The organism is Blastomonas sp. CCH9-A1, from assembly GCF_001557175.1.
Classification (GTDB): Bacteria; Pseudomonadota; Alphaproteobacteria; order Sphingomonadales; family Sphingomonadaceae; genus Blastomonas; species Blastomonas delafieldii_A.
On the sequence record NZ_LSHM01000015.1, the window covers coordinates 1 to 16,026 of the forward strand.

Below are 16,026 nucleotides of genomic sequence, written 5' to 3' on the forward strand. Positions count from 1 at the left end.
CCTGAAGCCCGCCACCACCTGATGCTCGACCAGCCACTGTCATTCGTAACCGCGTTGCGGTCCGTTCTGGCTCTTTGGGACAACGAGAACCAAGCCAAGTCGAATTGAGTTCGTCACCTAGAATTACTTTGGCAGAAGTGCTTTTTTGGACTTCCAAGGGTCGTTTGTTATGGTTCAATGTGGCAAGCGCGTGAAGGCTGGCGGTAGCGGATACTTGGCAGGACGACTTTGCGGAGTGGCTTGCGCTTTTTGTGTGGCTGTTACACGAACACGCATTGATCACAACCTATGTGCCGACTGTCGCATTCCGATGGACATGATGCTCCAGGGCTCATTGGTGAGGCTGTTCTGGGCGAAGCAGCAGTGGTCGACGATGTCGTAGTAGGATAAAAGTCCCTGTTCGACAGCCAGTTGTCGCGCATGAACTGCCACAGGCTCTCGACCGGATTGAGCTCGGGGCAGCGCGGCGGCAGCGACATGAGCGTGATGTTGGACTGCCCCACGAGCGCGGCCGAGCCGTGGCACCCGGCCTGATCGAGGGTGATGACAGCGTGTGCCCCAGGGACGACGTGGCGGGATATCTCCGCGAGGTGCAGGCTCATGGCCTCACTGTTGCAATAGGGCATGACCACCCCGCCGGCCTTGCCTTCTGCCGGGCAGATTGCTCCAAAGATCCACACCGATGTGCGGCGCTGATCCTTGGGTGCAGATGGACGGGTGTGCCCAGCCTATCTTGATGGTATGGTCCCGGCGAGCGCAAAAGCTTACAGCCGATGGCGATGCGCTGGCCGGGGATTAGATATGATTTGCTGCACCATTTATCGGCGGTGCCCTGTGGGACGGGGGCACTGGAGGAGAAGCTCTCAAGACAGCCTGATGCGCTGGTAGGTGGCGAAGACGCTTGGCTGATCATTGACGGCACGGCTTTGCCCAAGAAAGACCATGCCTCTGTCGGCGTGGCGCTGCGGTATGCCTTGGTATTTCGGCAAAAATGCTAGCTGCCAAACCTTGAATGTCGCCCCAGTAACAGCCTCTTGCCGGCGATGAAGTCTGGCTGGTCGGCAAGCATGGTTCCACCGGGGAGCGAAAATACTGCCTGAGCACCCTGCCAGCCGACACCTCCGCTCAAGAAGCTGTCCGACGCTATCGGAGCCCGCTGGGTCTAAGAACAGGCTCATAAACAGATCAAGGATGATCTTGGCCTAGATCACCTCGAGGGACGAACATGCCAAGGCCTTCATCGACGTGCACTCATGAGCATGATCGCTTTTGCCTTCCAGCAAGCCCGTCGCTTAAGAGCAGCGGGTCGGAAAAGAAGCCCAAACCCTGCGCCGCAGCCGAACCTGCCAGCCATCAGACAGGTGCTCCTGTTTCAGCTCAATCAGCCTCCGCCGCCAACATGCCCGCACTGCTGCAGAAAGTCGCCAAGCATAATCCGCAATATCTGCCAAAATAGCGTTATGTCTCGCGTGCCGCTCTGCCAATGCTCCGGCCCCTCCCCCAGGGAATGCTTCCATCTCTCCCATGATAGGCCATAGATCAGCTTTATCTCGTCGGAATGCACCAGCAAACCGCTCTTTAACGAGACCGCGCTCGATAAACCTAATGCTCTGCCCGACCATTTGGGGAAGGCGCTTATCGTGGACACGGCCTGATAACTTCTCCGAACCCGACCGCCCGCCGCGCTCATGAATTCCGTCATGGTGCCTATATTGAGCAGTCATAGGCCGTTACCGTCGGCGGGACATGGCCGAATGCGGCGGTCAGCCCCGCGTCGCATCTAGAACACCTGTGGCGTCCTCGAAAGCGGCGGGGCTGTTGAGGGCGACGGCGATTAGAATCGCGCCTTCAAGGACGGCGAGAACCTGCAAAGCGCGCACCGACGAAAGCCCATTCGCCCTCATCTGCGCAAGACCGGCCTCGAAGAATTCGCGCGCCTCGCTCCGCACCACGTGCGGTAAAATGCCTGCCGCAGCACCGAGCACGCCGCACAGGCACATCCCGCCGTCCGAGTCGATAGCGCGCAGAAATCCCGCTTTCCATGCGGCCACCAGGTCGCCGCCTGCGGCTATGTCGCGATCGACTTCGGCCAAGAAGCGTTCCCGGTAGCGCCGCGCCACTGCGGCGGCGAGCAGCTCCTTTGTCGGGAAATGATAGTGAACGCTGGCGCTTTTCACGCCGACATCCGCCGCCAGATCTCGGAAGCTGAAGCCCATGTACCCGCCGCTTCGGATGCGTGCTTCGGCGGCGTCCATGATGGCTTGGGCGGTTTCGTTCATGGCGGCTCCGAATATTCTATCACTCGATAGATAGATCTTGCAAAGCCATAGCGCAACGTTCATGATTGCCTACCTATGCATAGATAGACGGAGAATCACGATGCGCTTCGAGGGTAAAATTGTGGCAATCACAGGCGGCGGATCTGGCATCGGCAAGGAGGCGGCCGCGCGCTTCGCAGCCGACGGCGCGTCGGTCGTACTCGGCGGCCGCGACCTGGCAAAGCTGGAGGCAGTCGCGCGAGAGATCGATCCCAGCGGCGCCCGGGTCGGCGTCTTGGCGGGAGACATTGCCGACCCCGCCACCGGGGCGGCACTGATCGATCTGGCGATGTCGCGCTTCGGCAAGCTGGATGTGCTGGTGAATAATGCGGGCGTCTTCAATCCCAAGCCCTTCCTCGATCTGACCGAGGCGGAATACGACTGGTTCCTCGATACAATTTTGAAGGGCAAGTTCTTCACGGCGCAGGCCGCTGCCCGGGCGATGAGCGACAAAGGCGGCGCGATAGTACAGACAGGGTCGATGTGGGCGATCCAGGCTGTCGGTGCCACGCCCTCCGCCGCTTATTCAGCTGCGAATGCAGGGGTGCATGCGATGGTCCGCAACCTCGCCATCGAACTCGCGCCTTATGGGATCCGCATCAACGCAGTCGCGCCGGCCGTGGTAGAGACGCCAGTTTACAACACCTTCATGTCGGATGCTCAAGTTGCCGAAGTCTTGCCGGGCTTTAACGCCTTCCATCCGATCGGCCGCAACGGCCAACCCCGCGACGTGGCCGACGCGATACTCTTCCTCGCCTCGGAAGAGGCGTCGTGGATCACCGGCGCGGTCCTGCCGGTCGATGGCGGCGTGACAGCTGGTCGTCCGTGACCCGCTAGGGGCGGCCACCTGCCTCCCCACAATCGCAGGAGGAAGAGATGATCCAGCCGGTTCTGATAATTGGCGGTGGGCTGGCAGGCATAACCGCAGCGCGCGCGCTGGGCCGCGCCGGTGTCGCCTTTCAGTTGATCGAGGCCCGCGCGCGTCTCGGCGGGCGCATCCTGGCGGTGCACGGCATGCCGGACCTAGCAACGCGGCTGGCCGCCGACTTGCCCGATCACAGCGTTCTGCTGAACGCGCGCGCCACCGCCCTCATCCTTTGCCAAAATGGCGTAACAGTGAAGATCGACGGTGGGCACGACCTTCTTGCGTCCCATGTCCTGCTGGCCCTGCCCCCGCGCCTTGCCGCCAGCAGCATTGCGTTCGAGCCGCTCCTGCCGCCAGCCGTCCTCAACCTCTGGCGCGGCACGCCGACATGGATGGCGCCGCACGCCAAGGTCGTAGCAGTCTATGACCGGCCGTTCTGGCGCGCAGCCGGCTTGTCCGGCGCGGCGCTCAGTCAGGTCGGTCCTCTGGTCGAGATCCACGACGCCAACACGGCCAAAGGTAGCTCGGCCCTGTTCGGCTTCGTCGGCGTTTCTGCGCAGGAGAGGGCGCGCGCCGGACAAGCCGCGCTGATCGCCGCCGCGTTGCGGCAGTTGGGGATGCTCTTCGGCGCCGCCGCGGCCGAGCCCGCCGCCACCCATTACAAGGAGTGGGCCGCCGATCCGTTGACCGCCACGCCCTTAGATCTGGCTGACGGCACGCACCCCACCCCCGTGCGCCTTCCATGGATCGAAGGGGATTGGACCGGGCGGCTCGACCTCATCGGATCCGAGACCAGTATCGATTTTCCGGGCTATCTCGCTGGTGCGCACGAAGCCGCCCTGCGCGGAACCACCGCGCTCGTCGCGCGGCTCGACCACCCACAAGCCAGAGGAATGCGCCCTGCGCCTGAACGCCGATCTTGATGAGCCCGTCATCGTCCACGCCGCCCGCCTCGACTGGACACCGAGCCCCGCCGCTGGGGTCGATCGCCGGATGCTCTACCGCGAAGGTGGTGAAGTCGCGCGGGCGACCTCCATCGTGCGCTATGCGTCCGGCAGCGCCTTTCCCCAACATGCCCATGACGGGGGTGAGGAAATCCTGGTACTCGAGGGCGTCTTTCAGGACGAGCATGCCAACTATCCGGCTGGATCATATTTCCGCAACCCGCCCGGCACGGCGCACAGTCCCGCCGCTGCGGAAGGCTGTACGATCTTCGTCCGCCTCTGGCAGCATCGCCGTGGCGACCATGCGCAAATCGTCTGTCGACCCGGCGAGGGGCAGGCCCTGCCGCCGCGCCCCGGGGCCTCTGCGGCGCGTCTGCTGTTTCAGGACGCCGCAGAACGGGTCTGGTTCGAGGAGTGGTCCGCCGGGGCCGAGATCATGGTCGAGAATCCGCAAGGTCTCGAACTGTTAGTCGTCTCGGGCGAGCTGCACATCGACGGCGAACCGTGCACGGCGCTGAGTTGGGCGCGCCTGCCCGCCGGTCGGGCGCTGTCGGCGTCGGTCTGTCCCGCCGCCGCGCAGGTCTGGATCAAGGAGGGGCAACTGCGGCACCCCGAAATTCTGCCGATGCCGACATAAGGACGTGCGCCGGGGGCCGGCAGTGGCCTCGACGCTTTCAAAGTCCGCGTTGACGGCACCGGCTGAACGGGAGCCACGCGCGGTCACCCGCGCGGCGCTTTGCGGATTGGCGGTCAGATCTCGGCGCGCAGACGGTTGACCAGCAGATCGCGGTCCAGGATCGCCGATTTCATGCCGAGCAGCGCTTCAACGTCCCAATTGGCGCTGAGGTAACGCCCCGCCGCCCAGTCAGCTGCGCCCGAGCACAGCCAGACGGCGAAACTGGCTGCAAGTTCCGGAGAGTCACTCAGGTAGGCGTGCATGGCCTCGGGCATGGCTTTGCCCAGATCGGTGGCGACGCCTCCGGGATGGATGGCAAAGCACTTGACACCGTCCGCGCCATGATCGGTCTGGATGAACTCGCAAAGCCGATTGATCGCATGCTTCGATGTCTGATAGTCGGACGCCCCCCGCACAAGCATCTGTGCCCCGACCGACGACAGAAGGATCAGGTGACCCCCGCTCGAACCTTGCGCCCCATGGCGTTTCGCGCTCTGTGCGAGATGGGGGATCGCATATCGGGCCACGTGATAGGCCCCTCTCACATTGACTTCAAAGGTGCGCCACCATCCGTCCGGATCGGTCTCGGCAAGCCTCACCCAAGGCCCCAGATAGCCCGCATTGGCATCTGCCACATCGATGGCGCCGTGTTGCGCGGCGCAATCATCGACCGCCTCCGCGACTTGAGCGGCATCGGTTACGTCGCAGACATGTATCGTGCACGCGGTATCCGGATTGACCTGCGTAACGTTCGCGCGCGTCTCTTCCAACGCATCCCTCGATCTTGCGGCAAGATGGATGGCCCGTGCGCCCGCCTCGGCAAAGGCGACGGCAGTGGCTTGGCCGATTCCGCGCGATGCTCCGGCTATGAAGACAACCTTGCCCGCAGCCGTGTCCTTCAGCGTGGTGCGCGGATCGATCGCCGGGTATCGGTCGTGGTGAACCCGCAGGGCGAGGTTCTGGGTATCAAGCGATGACATCTGTGTCTCCTGATGAGGGATCGGGGCGATCGCCCCGGTCTGGAAAGAGGGATGTGTACTGCCCCGCAAGGTAGATAGGTGATGCCGTCCCCGCGGGTTGGCGATAGGCGTCAGTCCGCCCGGTGGTCTCGGTATTGCGCCATCATCTGCATCATCCAGCCGGGATATTCCTCGGGCAGACGGCTGCATTCGTCGAGGGTGGCCAATTCGTCAGCGGACAGGTGGAGTTGGGCGGCGCGGATGTTGTCCCTCAGCTGATCGGCGCGCCTGGCACCGATGATGACGCTGGTCACGGCCTTCTGGTGCAACAGCCAGGCAAGGGCGATCTGTGCGACGCTGACAGGCTCACCGTCGATCTGCTTACCGGCCGCGATGTCGCGCAAACGTGCGATCGCGGCGGCACCCCGCGAGCGATCAACGGGCGGAAAATCGAACTTGGCGCGCCGATTTTCCTCGGATGCGTCGGGCGCTTCGTATTTTCCCGACAGGTAACCGCCGGCCAGCGGACTCCACACCATCAGCCCGACCTTTTCCGATTGCAGCAACGGGATGATCTCGCGTTCTAGGTCGCGACCGACAAGGGTATAGTATGCCTGCAGGGACAGGATCGGGCACAGGTTGCGCGCCCGGGCGATGCCGATGGCCTTCATCACCTGCCAGGCCGCCCAGTTGGACAGGCCAACATATCGTACATGGCCGTGCTGAACCAGGGTATTTAGGGCTTCAAGCGTCTCCTCGATCGGCGTGGCCGGGTCGAAGCCGTGGATCTGATAGAGGTCGATATAATCCGTCTGAAGCCGCTCCAGGCTGGCCTTGCATTCGCTGAGGATGTGGCCACGCGATGCGCCGCGGGCGTTGGGGCCGTCCCGCATGGGACCGAGCACCTTGGTCGCCAGCACCACATCCTCGCGGCGGACACCGAGATTGTGCAGGGACTGGCCGACGATGCGTTCGCTGCCGCCGTGGCCATAGATGTTGGCGGTGTCGATGAAGTTGATACCGGCCTCCAGCGCGATAGTCATCAGCTCATCGGCCTCGTCCTGTTGCACCTGGCCGATCAGCCCCCAGATGTCCTTGTCGCCGCCAAAGGTCATGGTCCCAAGGCAGAGTTCCGAGACGAACAGGCCAGAATCGCCTAGCGTCCTGAATCGCAGGCCGTTGTCGGCGGAAAATCGGGGGAGGGTTTGGTTGGTCATGAGATACCTCGTCTTGTAGGGTTGATCTTTTCGCGCCGCGCACTCCGCTGCGCGATCACCTGCCCATCACTTCTTTGCCCAAGGGCGGTTTGCAGTCGCGCGACAAGCGATGTGGTGAGGTCGTGCAGTTCTGCGCCCTGCGCGTCATCCACACCGATCCGGGCGGCCATCCCATCGGGGATCTGCCGCGCCTCCTCGTGCAGCGCGGCTGCGCTCGGGGTCAATGCCACGATCACCCGACGCTCGTCCTGCCGGTCCCGGCTGCGGGTCACCAGCCCGTCCCGCTCCATCCGCTTGAGCAGCGGTGTGATGGTGCCAGCATCCAGATGCAGGCACTCGCGCAATTCGCCCACCGTGGCGTGGCCACGCTCCCACAGCACGAGCAGCACAAGATACTGCGAATAGGTTAGCCCAAGCGGAGACAGCAGAGGCCGATACAGCCGCTGGATCAGGTTCGTGGCCGCGTAGAGCGGAAAGCAGATCTGGCGGTCGAGGCGAAGCCGGTCTTCGGTTTCGGCTGCGTGCGGGGCGTCGTTCATCGCGTCTTCACGCTCAACGCGACATCGATATTGCCACGGGTCGCATTAGAATAGGGGCAGACCTGATGCGCCTGCTCGACGATCGCCTCGGCGGTCGCCTGATCTACGCCGGTCAGTATGACGTTCAGAGCGACCACCAGTGCAAAGCCGCCGCTGCCGTTTGGCGTAAGGCCGACGGTGGCCGCGACCTCGACATCCTCGTCCTTGATCGCGCGGTCCTTGTTGCGGGTGACATGGATCACCGCATTGCCGAAACAGGCAGCATATCCGGCCGCGAAAAGCTGCTCTGGATTGGTCGCGCCGCCCTTGCCCCCAAGGCCGTTCGGCATCGCAAGCCTAATTTCCAGCAGCCCATCATCGCTTTTGACCGTGCCACTACGACCGCCAATTGCCGTGACGACTGTCGAATATAGAGCGTTCATCGTACCCACCTGCGCTGATGCCATGCTGTTCATATGGCTAGCGATATGATTTAGTCAAGACGGGTCGAGAAGCGCCCGATCTACCGACGAAATTTATGGTGGACCGGTCTGGCGGGGAGAGCGAGAGCGTGAACGGAAAGCTTTTATGCAGCTTAGGCGAGACACTTGGCCACTATGCGGATGGACGGTGTTGCAGTGGGGAAAACAGCCGGGCAGTCGGTTGTTCGCCGCTCTGGCGTTGTGGTTTTTGGCAAAGCAGGGGGCATGGTGTGCACGAACGCCTCGGCCAAGCCGTTGGATTGAGGGCTGTCGATAGGAGTGGCGAGCGGTCAGAGGTTGATCTCGCAGGCGAACGAGCGGCTCTTCCTGCCGGTTTAGCAGCTGATATTATCGTTCAGCTATTCAATGTTGAGCCCATCACCGTACCCGACCGAAGCGGTTCGCGACAGTGACGGTCACGAGATCCTGCGGGTCCTCGGCGGTTATGCCAGCCGGGGACTCTCAGCCGTGGTGGCAGCGAAGCCCATCGCCCCGCGATCGCAGCATTCGAGGAAGAAGGCGACCTGCGCCTTCTCGCCGCCGTGGCACCCGATCTCGAACCCGTCAGAGCACCAACGGGTGTTGCGGGTATCAACCGCGACACGCCCGTCGTGGCGACGCTGGTCCGCCTTTCCGCTATGGCGCTGGAGCAGCAGGCGATGAACCTTCTTCACCCGGCAGACCCACTTGGCATAGGTGATGATGGCCCACCATTGCGTGCCTGCCGCCTCAGGAGGAGTATAGCCAACTGGGTAAGGCAGACGCTGCCCGTACCCCGATCACTAGACGGCCATCATGGGACTATGAAGGCGAGCTCCGGCCCTTCCTCGATACGGTAATCATCCGATGGAAAGGCCTCCCCATCAAGGATGACCTCATCGTCTATGGAAAGGCTGAATTGCGTTGTCAGGAGTTGGTGAATCCCGCGCTGGCGGAGCCTGAATTTGAGCTTGCTCATCAGCACAATGGGTATCATCAGGGCGGCTCTGCGCGAAATTTGGTCTACTATGACCAGCTTCAACCCAGTCTTAAGCGCGCCAAACGGCCTCATCCCGGCCGGAAATCGCTCGAGCGTGGAAGCGAAGAGCAGCTGGCGCATCGACGGGTCCCATTTTCCGCTATAGCCCATTGGTTCATCTGTATTGCCGAGCCCGATGAGCATCCGCGCCCCTCGGCGCCATGCATTCCCACGCGTAGCAAACATGAACTGCATCAGCGTCCACATGCCAGTTACCCCAACCACAATGCTTCCGAAGGCACCCAGTTTGTGCGCTCTCTGCCCGGCGTGGGTTGCCTTGGTGAAGGCTCCGGCGCCGAGGATGAAACCGGCGACGTACTTGCCCGGCTCGCTGACGGCCGTGACCTTCATGGGGCAACGATAAACTCGCTTGCCGTGATCAAGCGCGGCTAATGCATCCTGCAGACCCCAATTGCGTGGAATGGCAAGATCAACGCTGAGTGCGTTGGTCTTGCCCCTTGGGAGCACCGCGATGGCCGGCCAATCGTCACCGAAGATTTCCAGCCCGCAAGTAAGCACATCACGAACCGTACCGTCGCCACCGCATATCACAAGGAGGTTGATTGCCTTCTCAGCGAACTCAGACATAGCCGTCGTAAGTTGCGCGAGGGAGTCAGGCTGGGCTGTAAGGACATTCGGACACAAGCTAAAGTCGAAGTAGCCACGGATATTGCGGTGGCTGCGCGGATTGTAGATCACGCCGACTGCAGGGGCTTCGCCCGGATTTCGCAGCCGCCTCATGCGCTCATGTGATCATGCGGCGAGGCAATGCAGAGCACCTGTATGAGCTCAAAGGCAGACGTTACCATGCATGTCCCATAAATGGCGGAAAGTTCTCTGTTCCGCGATCTTGATGATAAAGCGCCCCTTAAACCTCCGCACCAATGGCCGGAACCGCGTCGCATTGCGCCGTAGTGCACGATCAATTTCCGACTTTTCGAACATAGCTGGATACCAGCCTTATAGAACTCGAGGCGTTAGCGAACGCCCATTTCTGGGCATCATTGATAGGAGGTTTGACCATGTTATTTGATTGGCCCCGCTTGATTGCGTCGAACCCTAAAAGAAACTTCCAATGCGATGCGAATTTTGTCAAAAGTTTCGAAGAATTACTGCTGCTGAATTGGTTCTTGCCAGCCAAGGCCGAGTGACTTCTGCAGCGCAATCCACGCGATGGTAAGAGCGCCTTTAGCCTGGACGAGATCTGAGGAAGCCTGCTGCTGGTCGCGCAGCGCACGATTGAGATCAGACTTTGAGATCGCTCCGGCCGTAAAGCGCTGGCGACTCAGATCGGCCGCGCTATCGGCCTGCAGCTTGATCTGCGCGCGCGCTGCCAGTGCAACCCGCTGCTGCCCAAAACGGGCAAGTGCTCGCTCGGCATCCTGCAGAGCCGAAAGAACGGTTTGCCGATAGTTGGCGACAGCCTCATTGCGGACTGCACTGGCTCGATCCACAGAAGCCTCAACCCTTCCAAAATCGAGAAAGTTCCATTCCAAGCGGGGAATTGCCAATGACGAAGGATCGCCAACATCAAAGATGTCGTCGGGTGAGGATCCGCCGAGGCCCAAAATTCCCATGAAGGACAGCTTCGGGAACCTTGCCGCTTCGGCCACGCCGATCCGTGCAGTTGCAGCGGCGAGATTCCGCTCAGCCGCCCTGATGTCGGGTCGTCGCTCAATGAGACTCGCCGGATCGCCGACATCAACCTGCTCCGGTGGCAAGGGAATATCGCGCGGCGTCGTGAGTTCTTCGGCCGCCGATCCCGGAATCCGGCCTGACAGGATGGTAAGCGCGTCGATCAGGACGGCTTGATCAGCCTCCGCCTCGGCGAACTGCGATTTGAGCACCTCGAGCTCGGCGTTTGCGTTGCCCACCGGGAAAAGCGGCAGCGCGCCCTGCTGATACCGCTGATAGGTCAGTGCAAGGATTTCTTCCTGCAACTTGATCTGCGCCTGGTATTGTTCGGCGCGGAACTGGGCCTCCCGCAAGTTGACATAATTGTTGGCAACCTCGGCGGTTAATTGAACCTTCGCGTCCTCCGCAGTGGCCACCGCAGCTGCAGCCTGCGCATTGCTGGCTTCGATGCGCAGTCGGGAGCCGCCCGCGAACTCCAGTTCCCAATTGGCATTGAGACCCACATTGTAAAAGCTGAGGGCGTCGTCACCTTCTGCATTCGCATCCGTTTGCCCTGAAGAGGAAGCGGGGCGGCCTTGGATGTCGAGACCGGGAAGACGTCCTTGGAAGGTGGTAGCCTGGGTCCCGAGCGTCGGCATTCTCCCTGCCCGATCCTGCCTGACCGATGCCCGGGCCTGCGCTATGCGCTCTTGCGCTGCCCGAAGTGAAGGGTTCGCGGCCAATGCAGCCTTGATCAACCGTGTCAGTTCTGGATCGTCGAGCAACACCCACCATTCGGCAAGAACCGGGCCCGACACGCCCTCATTGTCGCCGGCGCGGACGAAACGAAGGCCGGTATCCGCCGAAAGGATTGCCGGTGGTCCTGAATAGTCCGGCCCGGCCGTGCAACCTGCCAGCAGAGCAATGGCGAGAAGCAATGGTATCGAATGGCGCATCATGTTGGGCTCAGTGCATCGAAAGGGAGAAATTTCTTGGAAGCGGCCTCAGGAAGAGAACCAACGGAACCGTTGCGAGGGTCAGAACCCCCATCACCAGGAACACATCATTGTAGGTCATAATGAACGCCTCGCGTTGGAGGGTGCGGCTCAGGGTCGCCATAGCCGCCTCCATGCCGCCGAAGTTTTGTGCCATCCCGTCGAGATAACCCTGCAGCGAAACGCTGTTCGCGTTAAGGTTCTCTTCCATCCGTCGGCTGTGATGCCAGATCCGCTGGTCCTGGAACGATGCCAGAGCGGAAAGAGCGAAAGAGCCACCGAGATTGCGGGCCGCGTTGAAAATACCCGATGCGTCCCCTGCATCCTCCTTGGCAACCGAAGCCACCGTGGCCTGGTTCAGGAACATCATCGACAAAATCATGCCGACCCCGCGCAGGAGCTGGCTTTCCGTGAAAACGGCTCCACCGGACTCGGCCGTAAGGCTAGTGCTGACAAAGCAGCTGACCGCCATCAGCAACATGCCGGCGCCAACGGCGATGCGGATGTCGATCTTTCGGATCATCAAGGGAAGCACAGGCATCAACAAAAATGCCGGGACGCCCATCCAGAATATGACCAGCCCGGTCTGAAGCGCGTTGTAGTCAGAAATGATCGCGAGGAACTGCGGGATGACGTAGGTCGAACCATACATCACCATGCCCAGAGCGAGTGCCATGATCGCAACGCTGGCGAACTGTCGATTGAACAGGAGTTGGAGTTTCAAAACCGGTTTGCGTGATTTTATCTGTCCGTAAATAAGCGACGCGAAACCCACGACGGTGATCACTGTGAGCCAACGAATGAGAGAAGATTCAAACCATTCCTCACGGTGGCCCTCCTCAAGGACAACTGTCAAACCGCCAAGCCCCAGGATGAGCCCAAGAATGCCTGCCCAATCCGCGTCTGTAAGATATTCCCACTTCGGCTTTTCGTGGGTAAGGCCAACGAATAGCAAGAGCAGCAGCAGGCCGCAAACGGGCACGTTGACGAAGAAGGCGTAGTGCCAGCTCAGATTCTCGGTCAACCACCCACCTATCAGTGGGCCCATCACGGGCCCGAGGATCACGGTCATGCCGAACAGGGCCATCCCGATCGGCTGCTGATGTGGTGGCAGTCTTTTGGCCACGATGGTCATAGCTGTGGGAATGAGCACTCCCCCCATGAAACCTTGGCCCGTGCGGCCGATGATCATCGTCGCAAGGTCGGTGGCAATCCCGCAAAGAACCGAAAAGGCGGTGAACGCGCTGACCGCGATGATGAGAAGGGTTCGCAAACCGAACAGACGCTCGAGCCAGGCGCTCAGCGGGATGACGACAATTTCGGCAACGAGAAATGAGGTAGCAATCCAAGTCCCTTCGGCGCCTGTGGCACCGATCTCTCCTTGGATGACAGGCAGAGCAGAATTGACGATCGAGATGTCCAGCGTCGCCAGCATAGCCCCGAGAGCCCCTGCGGCCACAGCAACCCAGGCGGTGGCATCCGCGTTCTGACGGCCCGAGGCCGGACCTCGAGGAGTACCAGGGGCTACCGGTGCTTCGGTCATTTCGTCCGGCTCGAGATCTCTTCCAGCTCACCTGCCGCATTCCGGGTGTCGACTGTCGCAACTACCGACATGCCTGGAACGAGCAGACGCCGCACCTCAGGGGGGGCTTCGATAGCAATACGGACCGGAATACGTTGAACAATCTTGGTGAAGTTGCCGGTCGCATTTTCAGGCGGGAGGATAGAAAATTCTGCTCCTGTTCCCGGGGATATGCTGTCCACCCGACCCGCGATTTCAAGGTCGGGTAAGGCATCAACCTCAAGCCTGACGTTCTGGCCCGGTCGAATCAAACCGACCTGCGTCTCCTTGAAGTTGGCAGTGACATATATCGCGGTCACTGGCACCACCGTCATCAATCGCTGGCCCGGTTGAACAAACTGGCCCACCCTCACCGAGAGATCGCCGACGCGGCCGGCCTTGCTGGCGCGCAGTAACGTTGATTCGACTGTAAGGTCGGCCGTCTTCAGCTGGGCACGAGCAGCGTCCGCCTGTGCCTCTGTCTGGCCAATCTGTTCGAACAGAGTCGCCCGGCGAGCCGTCGCTGCATAAACAGCTGCCTGCGCTGCGGCGAGTTGGGCGCGCGCCTGCCGCGCCTGCGCTTCATACTGGTCGAGCTTCTCCTGCGGTTCGGCTCCGGTGATCGCCAAAGGTTTATAGCGGGCCACTTGGTCGCTCGCCAGGTCTACCGCCACACGGGCCACCGCAAGCTGGGCTCGCGCCTGGCGGATTGCCGCATCTTGTTCATTTACCTGAGACCGGACTGTGTCGGCGCCGGCGAGTGTCGCGGCAATCTGTGCGCTCGCTTGCTGCGCCTGCGCCTGATAATCGCGTAAATCCAATTGTACGAGGGCTGCGCCGCGAGCGACGTGCTCGTTTTCCCTTGCGAAGACCTCTTCCACGTATCCTGCGATTTTGGAAGAGACAACGACGCTGTCAGCAGCGACATAGGCGTTGTCGGTCGATTGCATGTACTGCCCATAAATAACATGCCGGTAATACCATCCCCCCCCGCTAAGCAGTAGTGAAAGACCAACGATGAATAGCACCACGCGTAGCCGTTGGCGCCCTCGCGGGTCTGGCGATTGCGCGTTTTCCTGCTCCGGTTCGATGGAGGTATCGGTCATCTGACTCTTTCAGCAATCGAAGGGAATCGGGCAGCGCAGCTCGCCGTAAAGCGCGGGAGCAATTTAGTAAAGTGTCTTATCAATTATCGTTTGGGCATCTGCGCCGACCGAGCTAGACACGCATATGGATGAAGTTTCAGACCTAATATCGCGGGCCCAAATGAGGCGGGAGGTCATCACTGATGACGACGAGCTCATTTATCTTATGGACGAGATCAGTCGGGGCGCCCGACGGATGTACGATGCGCGGGTCGCCCGGATCGGCCTCAATCAAACACAGTGGAGGATCATCGGACAGCTCCTACGTGATCCAAGCTTGACCCAGACTGAGATAGCAAAAAAACTCGAGCTCGAGGCGGCGACAATCGGCCATGCGGTGGCGGATCTTTGCGCAAAAGGATTGATGGAGAGAGTCAGAACTGAAAAGGATCGGCGCGCCTGGGATCTGATTCTCACAGAGGAAATCGACGATCTACTTCCCGCCCTCCGAGGTTCGGCAGATCGACTTCACGATCTGCTTTGGCGCGGCGTAACAGCTGACGAAAAACGCGCCTTGCAGCAGATTCTTGCCCGAATATCGGTTAATCTCGAACAGCACCGGACGAACACGGAATAAAGTGCATGTCCGTGCTGCCGGAAAAACCTATCGGGACGATCACCCGCGCTGCGGAAATCGGCCAAATTCTTGTAAAGTACGCGGCGAAGAACCTCGCTGCCGCTCTAGGATTTACGCCATCTTCGAACGCCATCATTGATCCGCGTGAATTTCGTCCGGCCGCTGTGGTCGCCTTTCTTCGAGATATCGGGCCGGTTGGTATCAAACTTGGTCAGCTTCTCGCTACTCGCAGTGATCTTTTTGCAAAGCATTGGATTGCAGACACGGTCGCCGGAGATCGCCCGCTAGCGGCCGGCAAAGTTCTTACAAACCTTCGGCCGCAATCTCGCCTGGGAGATGGATCTGGCCGCAGAATCACGCGCTTGCGAACGGATCGGCGCATTTCTTGAGACGATCGGCGTCAAGACGCCGACGATTCACTGGGAACTGACCGGGTTGCGGGTCAACGTTCAGGAACGCCTTTACGGCAGACCGGCTTCTTCGCTCGGCGCCGTCTCAGACGATCCGCGGGTAGCGGCCTTTGCTAAAAGCTTTGCCAACGCTGTCTTGCGCATGATCATCCTGAACGGTGAATTCCACGGCGATCCGCATCCCGGCAATGTATTCCTGATTGGCGAACGCGATGTCGGATTCTCGATTTCGGATCGATCGGAACTCTCACCAAGGGTCGGCGCGATCAAATCGTCCGCCTCGTGCTTGCAATCGCCGCAGAGGAAACGGGCGATGTTGCCGACGTCCTGCTGTCATGGGCGGGGTGACGTGACCCCCAGCTTTCCCCCAGCTGCGGTTAAAGCCTGACGGTTGTTGAGCACTGCTACCCAACCTTGGACCACTCGGGCCTGGAGTTTTCCGCCTTGCTCAGGTCCAGTGGACTGGTTTCACCGGCTGAGTTTGCCAGCATGATCGGGGGGATATTCCCGATCATGCTGTGCGGTCGCTCTTCGCTGTAGTGCCTACGCCAGGCCTCTAGCTTGCCATAAGTACTTGCCCTTGAGCCCTCGACGGGCGCATTTTCTGGGGGTTTAGCAGAGCGCAAAGCCCCATGGGCGGCAAAGCGAACGCCACGATCACAACGAGAGGGAAGGCCCACAGAACCATCACGAGCGATCATTGACACTTATCAACAGTCCGATTCCG

At 60.8% G+C, this 16,026-nt stretch carries 18 protein-coding genes and 2 pseudogenes; 8 read left to right on the top strand and 12 right to left on the bottom strand.

Translation table 11 applies throughout. From position 1 onward, the window contains the following. Nucleotides 1-279: 279 nt before the first annotated feature. Nucleotides 280-719 (bottom strand): annotated as a pseudogene (locus tag AX725_RS20405) (transposase); the annotation flags it as partial. A 54-nt stretch (nt 720-773) separates the two neighbouring features. Between AX725_RS20405 and AX725_RS20410 the strand changes: the two are divergent. Then, nucleotides 774-998 carry a transposase gene (locus AX725_RS20410; protein ID WP_082737535.1) on the top strand — a complete coding sequence of 75 codons (225 nt, stop codon included), beginning with the start codon at nt 774-776 and terminating at the stop codon, nt 996-998. 29 nt (nt 999-1,027) lie between these two features. Next, nucleotides 1,028-1,316 (top strand): annotated as a pseudogene (locus AX725_RS21760) (IS701 family transposase); the annotation flags it as partial. 447 nt (nt 1,317-1,763) lie between these two features. Here the strand turns inward: AX725_RS21760 and AX725_RS05570 are convergent. Next, the gene (locus AX725_RS05570) at nt 1,764-2,279 is read right to left on the bottom strand and encodes a TetR/AcrR family transcriptional regulator (RefSeq protein WP_066115267.1); all 516 of its coding nucleotides are present in this window, start codon (nt 2,277-2,279) and stop codon (nt 1,764-1,766) included. A 100-nt stretch (nt 2,280-2,379) separates the two neighbouring features. Between AX725_RS05570 and AX725_RS05575 the strand changes: the two genes are divergently transcribed. Genes AX725_RS05575 through AX725_RS05585 form a run of 3 tightly spaced genes read left to right on the top strand, consistent with a single transcriptional unit; the run spans nt 2,380 to nt 4,764 of the window. Continuing rightward, nucleotides 2,380-3,147, top strand: coding sequence for an SDR family NAD(P)-dependent oxidoreductase (locus AX725_RS05575; protein WP_066115204.1), 768 nt, complete (start codon nt 2,380-2,382; stop codon nt 3,145-3,147). Nucleotides 3,148-3,194: 47 nt separating this feature from the next. Then, nucleotides 3,195-4,106: an FAD-dependent oxidoreductase gene (locus AX725_RS20415; RefSeq protein ID WP_082737539.1), complete on the top strand. Its 912-nt coding sequence runs from the start codon at nt 3,195-3,197 to the stop codon at nt 4,104-4,106. Between the two features lie 10 nt (nt 4,107-4,116). Then, nucleotides 4,117-4,764 carry a cupin domain-containing protein gene (locus AX725_RS05585; RefSeq protein ID WP_286132053.1) on the top strand — a complete coding sequence of 216 codons (648 nt, stop codon included), beginning with the start codon at nt 4,117-4,119 and terminating at the stop codon, nt 4,762-4,764. Nucleotides 4,765-4,877: 113 nt separating this feature from the next. Here AX725_RS05585 and AX725_RS05590 read toward each other — a convergent pair whose 3' ends face one another. From AX725_RS05590 to AX725_RS05630, 9 genes are all read right to left on the bottom strand, one after another. Then, nucleotides 4,878-5,852 (bottom strand): SDR family NAD(P)-dependent oxidoreductase, encoded by a 975-nt coding sequence (locus AX725_RS05590; RefSeq protein ID WP_202184367.1) that lies wholly within the window; start codon nt 5,850-5,852, stop codon nt 4,878-4,880. Nucleotides 5,853-5,893: 41 nt separating this feature from the next. Next, nucleotides 5,894-6,979 (bottom strand): aldo/keto reductase, encoded by a 1,086-nt coding sequence (locus AX725_RS05595; protein WP_066115215.1) that lies wholly within the window; start codon nt 6,977-6,979, stop codon nt 5,894-5,896. Then, the gene (locus tag AX725_RS21615; RefSeq protein ID WP_082737536.1) at nt 6,976-7,518 is read right to left on the bottom strand and encodes a MarR family winged helix-turn-helix transcriptional regulator; all 543 of its coding nucleotides are present in this window, start codon (nt 7,516-7,518) and stop codon (nt 6,976-6,978) included. The genes AX725_RS05595 and AX725_RS21615 overlap by 4 nt, the downstream gene beginning before the upstream one ends. After that, complete coding sequence (locus AX725_RS05605; RefSeq protein ID WP_066115218.1) at nt 7,515-7,940, bottom strand: organic hydroperoxide resistance protein; 426 nt, start codon at nt 7,938-7,940, stop codon at nt 7,515-7,517. Before AX725_RS05605 ends, AX725_RS21615 begins: the two co-directional genes overlap by 4 nt. 482 nt (nt 7,941-8,422) lie before the next feature. Next, a complete protein-coding gene (locus AX725_RS05610; protein WP_066115221.1) occupies nt 8,423-8,653 on the bottom strand; it encodes a hypothetical protein in 231 nt (76 codons plus the stop codon). Nucleotides 8,654-8,772: 119 nt separating this feature from the next. Continuing rightward, nucleotides 8,773-9,738 (bottom strand): diacylglycerol/lipid kinase family protein, encoded by a 966-nt coding sequence (locus tag AX725_RS05615; protein ID WP_066115225.1) that lies wholly within the window; start codon nt 9,736-9,738, stop codon nt 8,773-8,775. A 368-nt stretch (nt 9,739-10,106) separates the two neighbouring features. Further along, nucleotides 10,107-11,570 (bottom strand): efflux transporter outer membrane subunit, encoded by a 1,464-nt coding sequence (locus AX725_RS05620; RefSeq protein ID WP_231733273.1) that lies wholly within the window; start codon nt 11,568-11,570, stop codon nt 10,107-10,109. A 7-nt stretch (nt 11,571-11,577) separates the two neighbouring features. Further along, nucleotides 11,578-13,149 carry an MDR family MFS transporter gene (locus tag AX725_RS05625; protein WP_066115227.1) on the bottom strand — a complete coding sequence of 524 codons (1,572 nt, stop codon included), beginning with the start codon at nt 13,147-13,149 and terminating at the stop codon, nt 11,578-11,580. Beyond that, complete coding sequence (locus AX725_RS05630) at nt 13,146-14,273, bottom strand: HlyD family secretion protein (protein WP_066115230.1); 1,128 nt, start codon at nt 14,271-14,273, stop codon at nt 13,146-13,148. Before AX725_RS05630 ends, AX725_RS05625 begins: the two co-directional genes overlap by 4 nt. Before the next feature lie 124 nt (nt 14,274-14,397). On the opposite strand from AX725_RS05630, the gene AX725_RS05635 reads away from it, so the two are divergent. The 3 genes from AX725_RS05635 to AX725_RS21205 are packed head-to-tail and all read left to right on the top strand — an operon-like array spanning nt 14,398 to nt 15,687. Continuing rightward, nucleotides 14,398-14,889: a MarR family winged helix-turn-helix transcriptional regulator gene (locus AX725_RS05635; RefSeq protein WP_066115233.1), complete on the top strand. Its 492-nt coding sequence runs from the start codon at nt 14,398-14,400 to the stop codon at nt 14,887-14,889. Between the two features lie 5 nt (nt 14,890-14,894). After that, the gene (locus AX725_RS21200) at nt 14,895-15,278 is read left to right on the top strand and encodes a hypothetical protein (protein ID WP_202184368.1); all 384 of its coding nucleotides are present in this window, start codon (nt 14,895-14,897) and stop codon (nt 15,276-15,278) included. Further along, the gene (locus AX725_RS21205) at nt 15,226-15,687 is read left to right on the top strand and encodes an AarF/UbiB family protein (RefSeq protein ID WP_202184369.1); all 462 of its coding nucleotides are present in this window, start codon (nt 15,226-15,228) and stop codon (nt 15,685-15,687) included. The genes AX725_RS21200 and AX725_RS21205 overlap by 53 nt, the downstream gene beginning before the upstream one ends. Nucleotides 15,688-15,703: 16 nt before the next feature. Here AX725_RS21205 and AX725_RS21765 read toward each other — a convergent pair whose 3' ends face one another. Continuing rightward, complete coding sequence (locus AX725_RS21765; protein ID WP_156442105.1) at nt 15,704-16,000, bottom strand: integrase core domain-containing protein; 297 nt, start codon at nt 15,998-16,000, stop codon at nt 15,704-15,706. Nucleotides 16,001-16,026 lie beyond the last annotated feature (26 nt).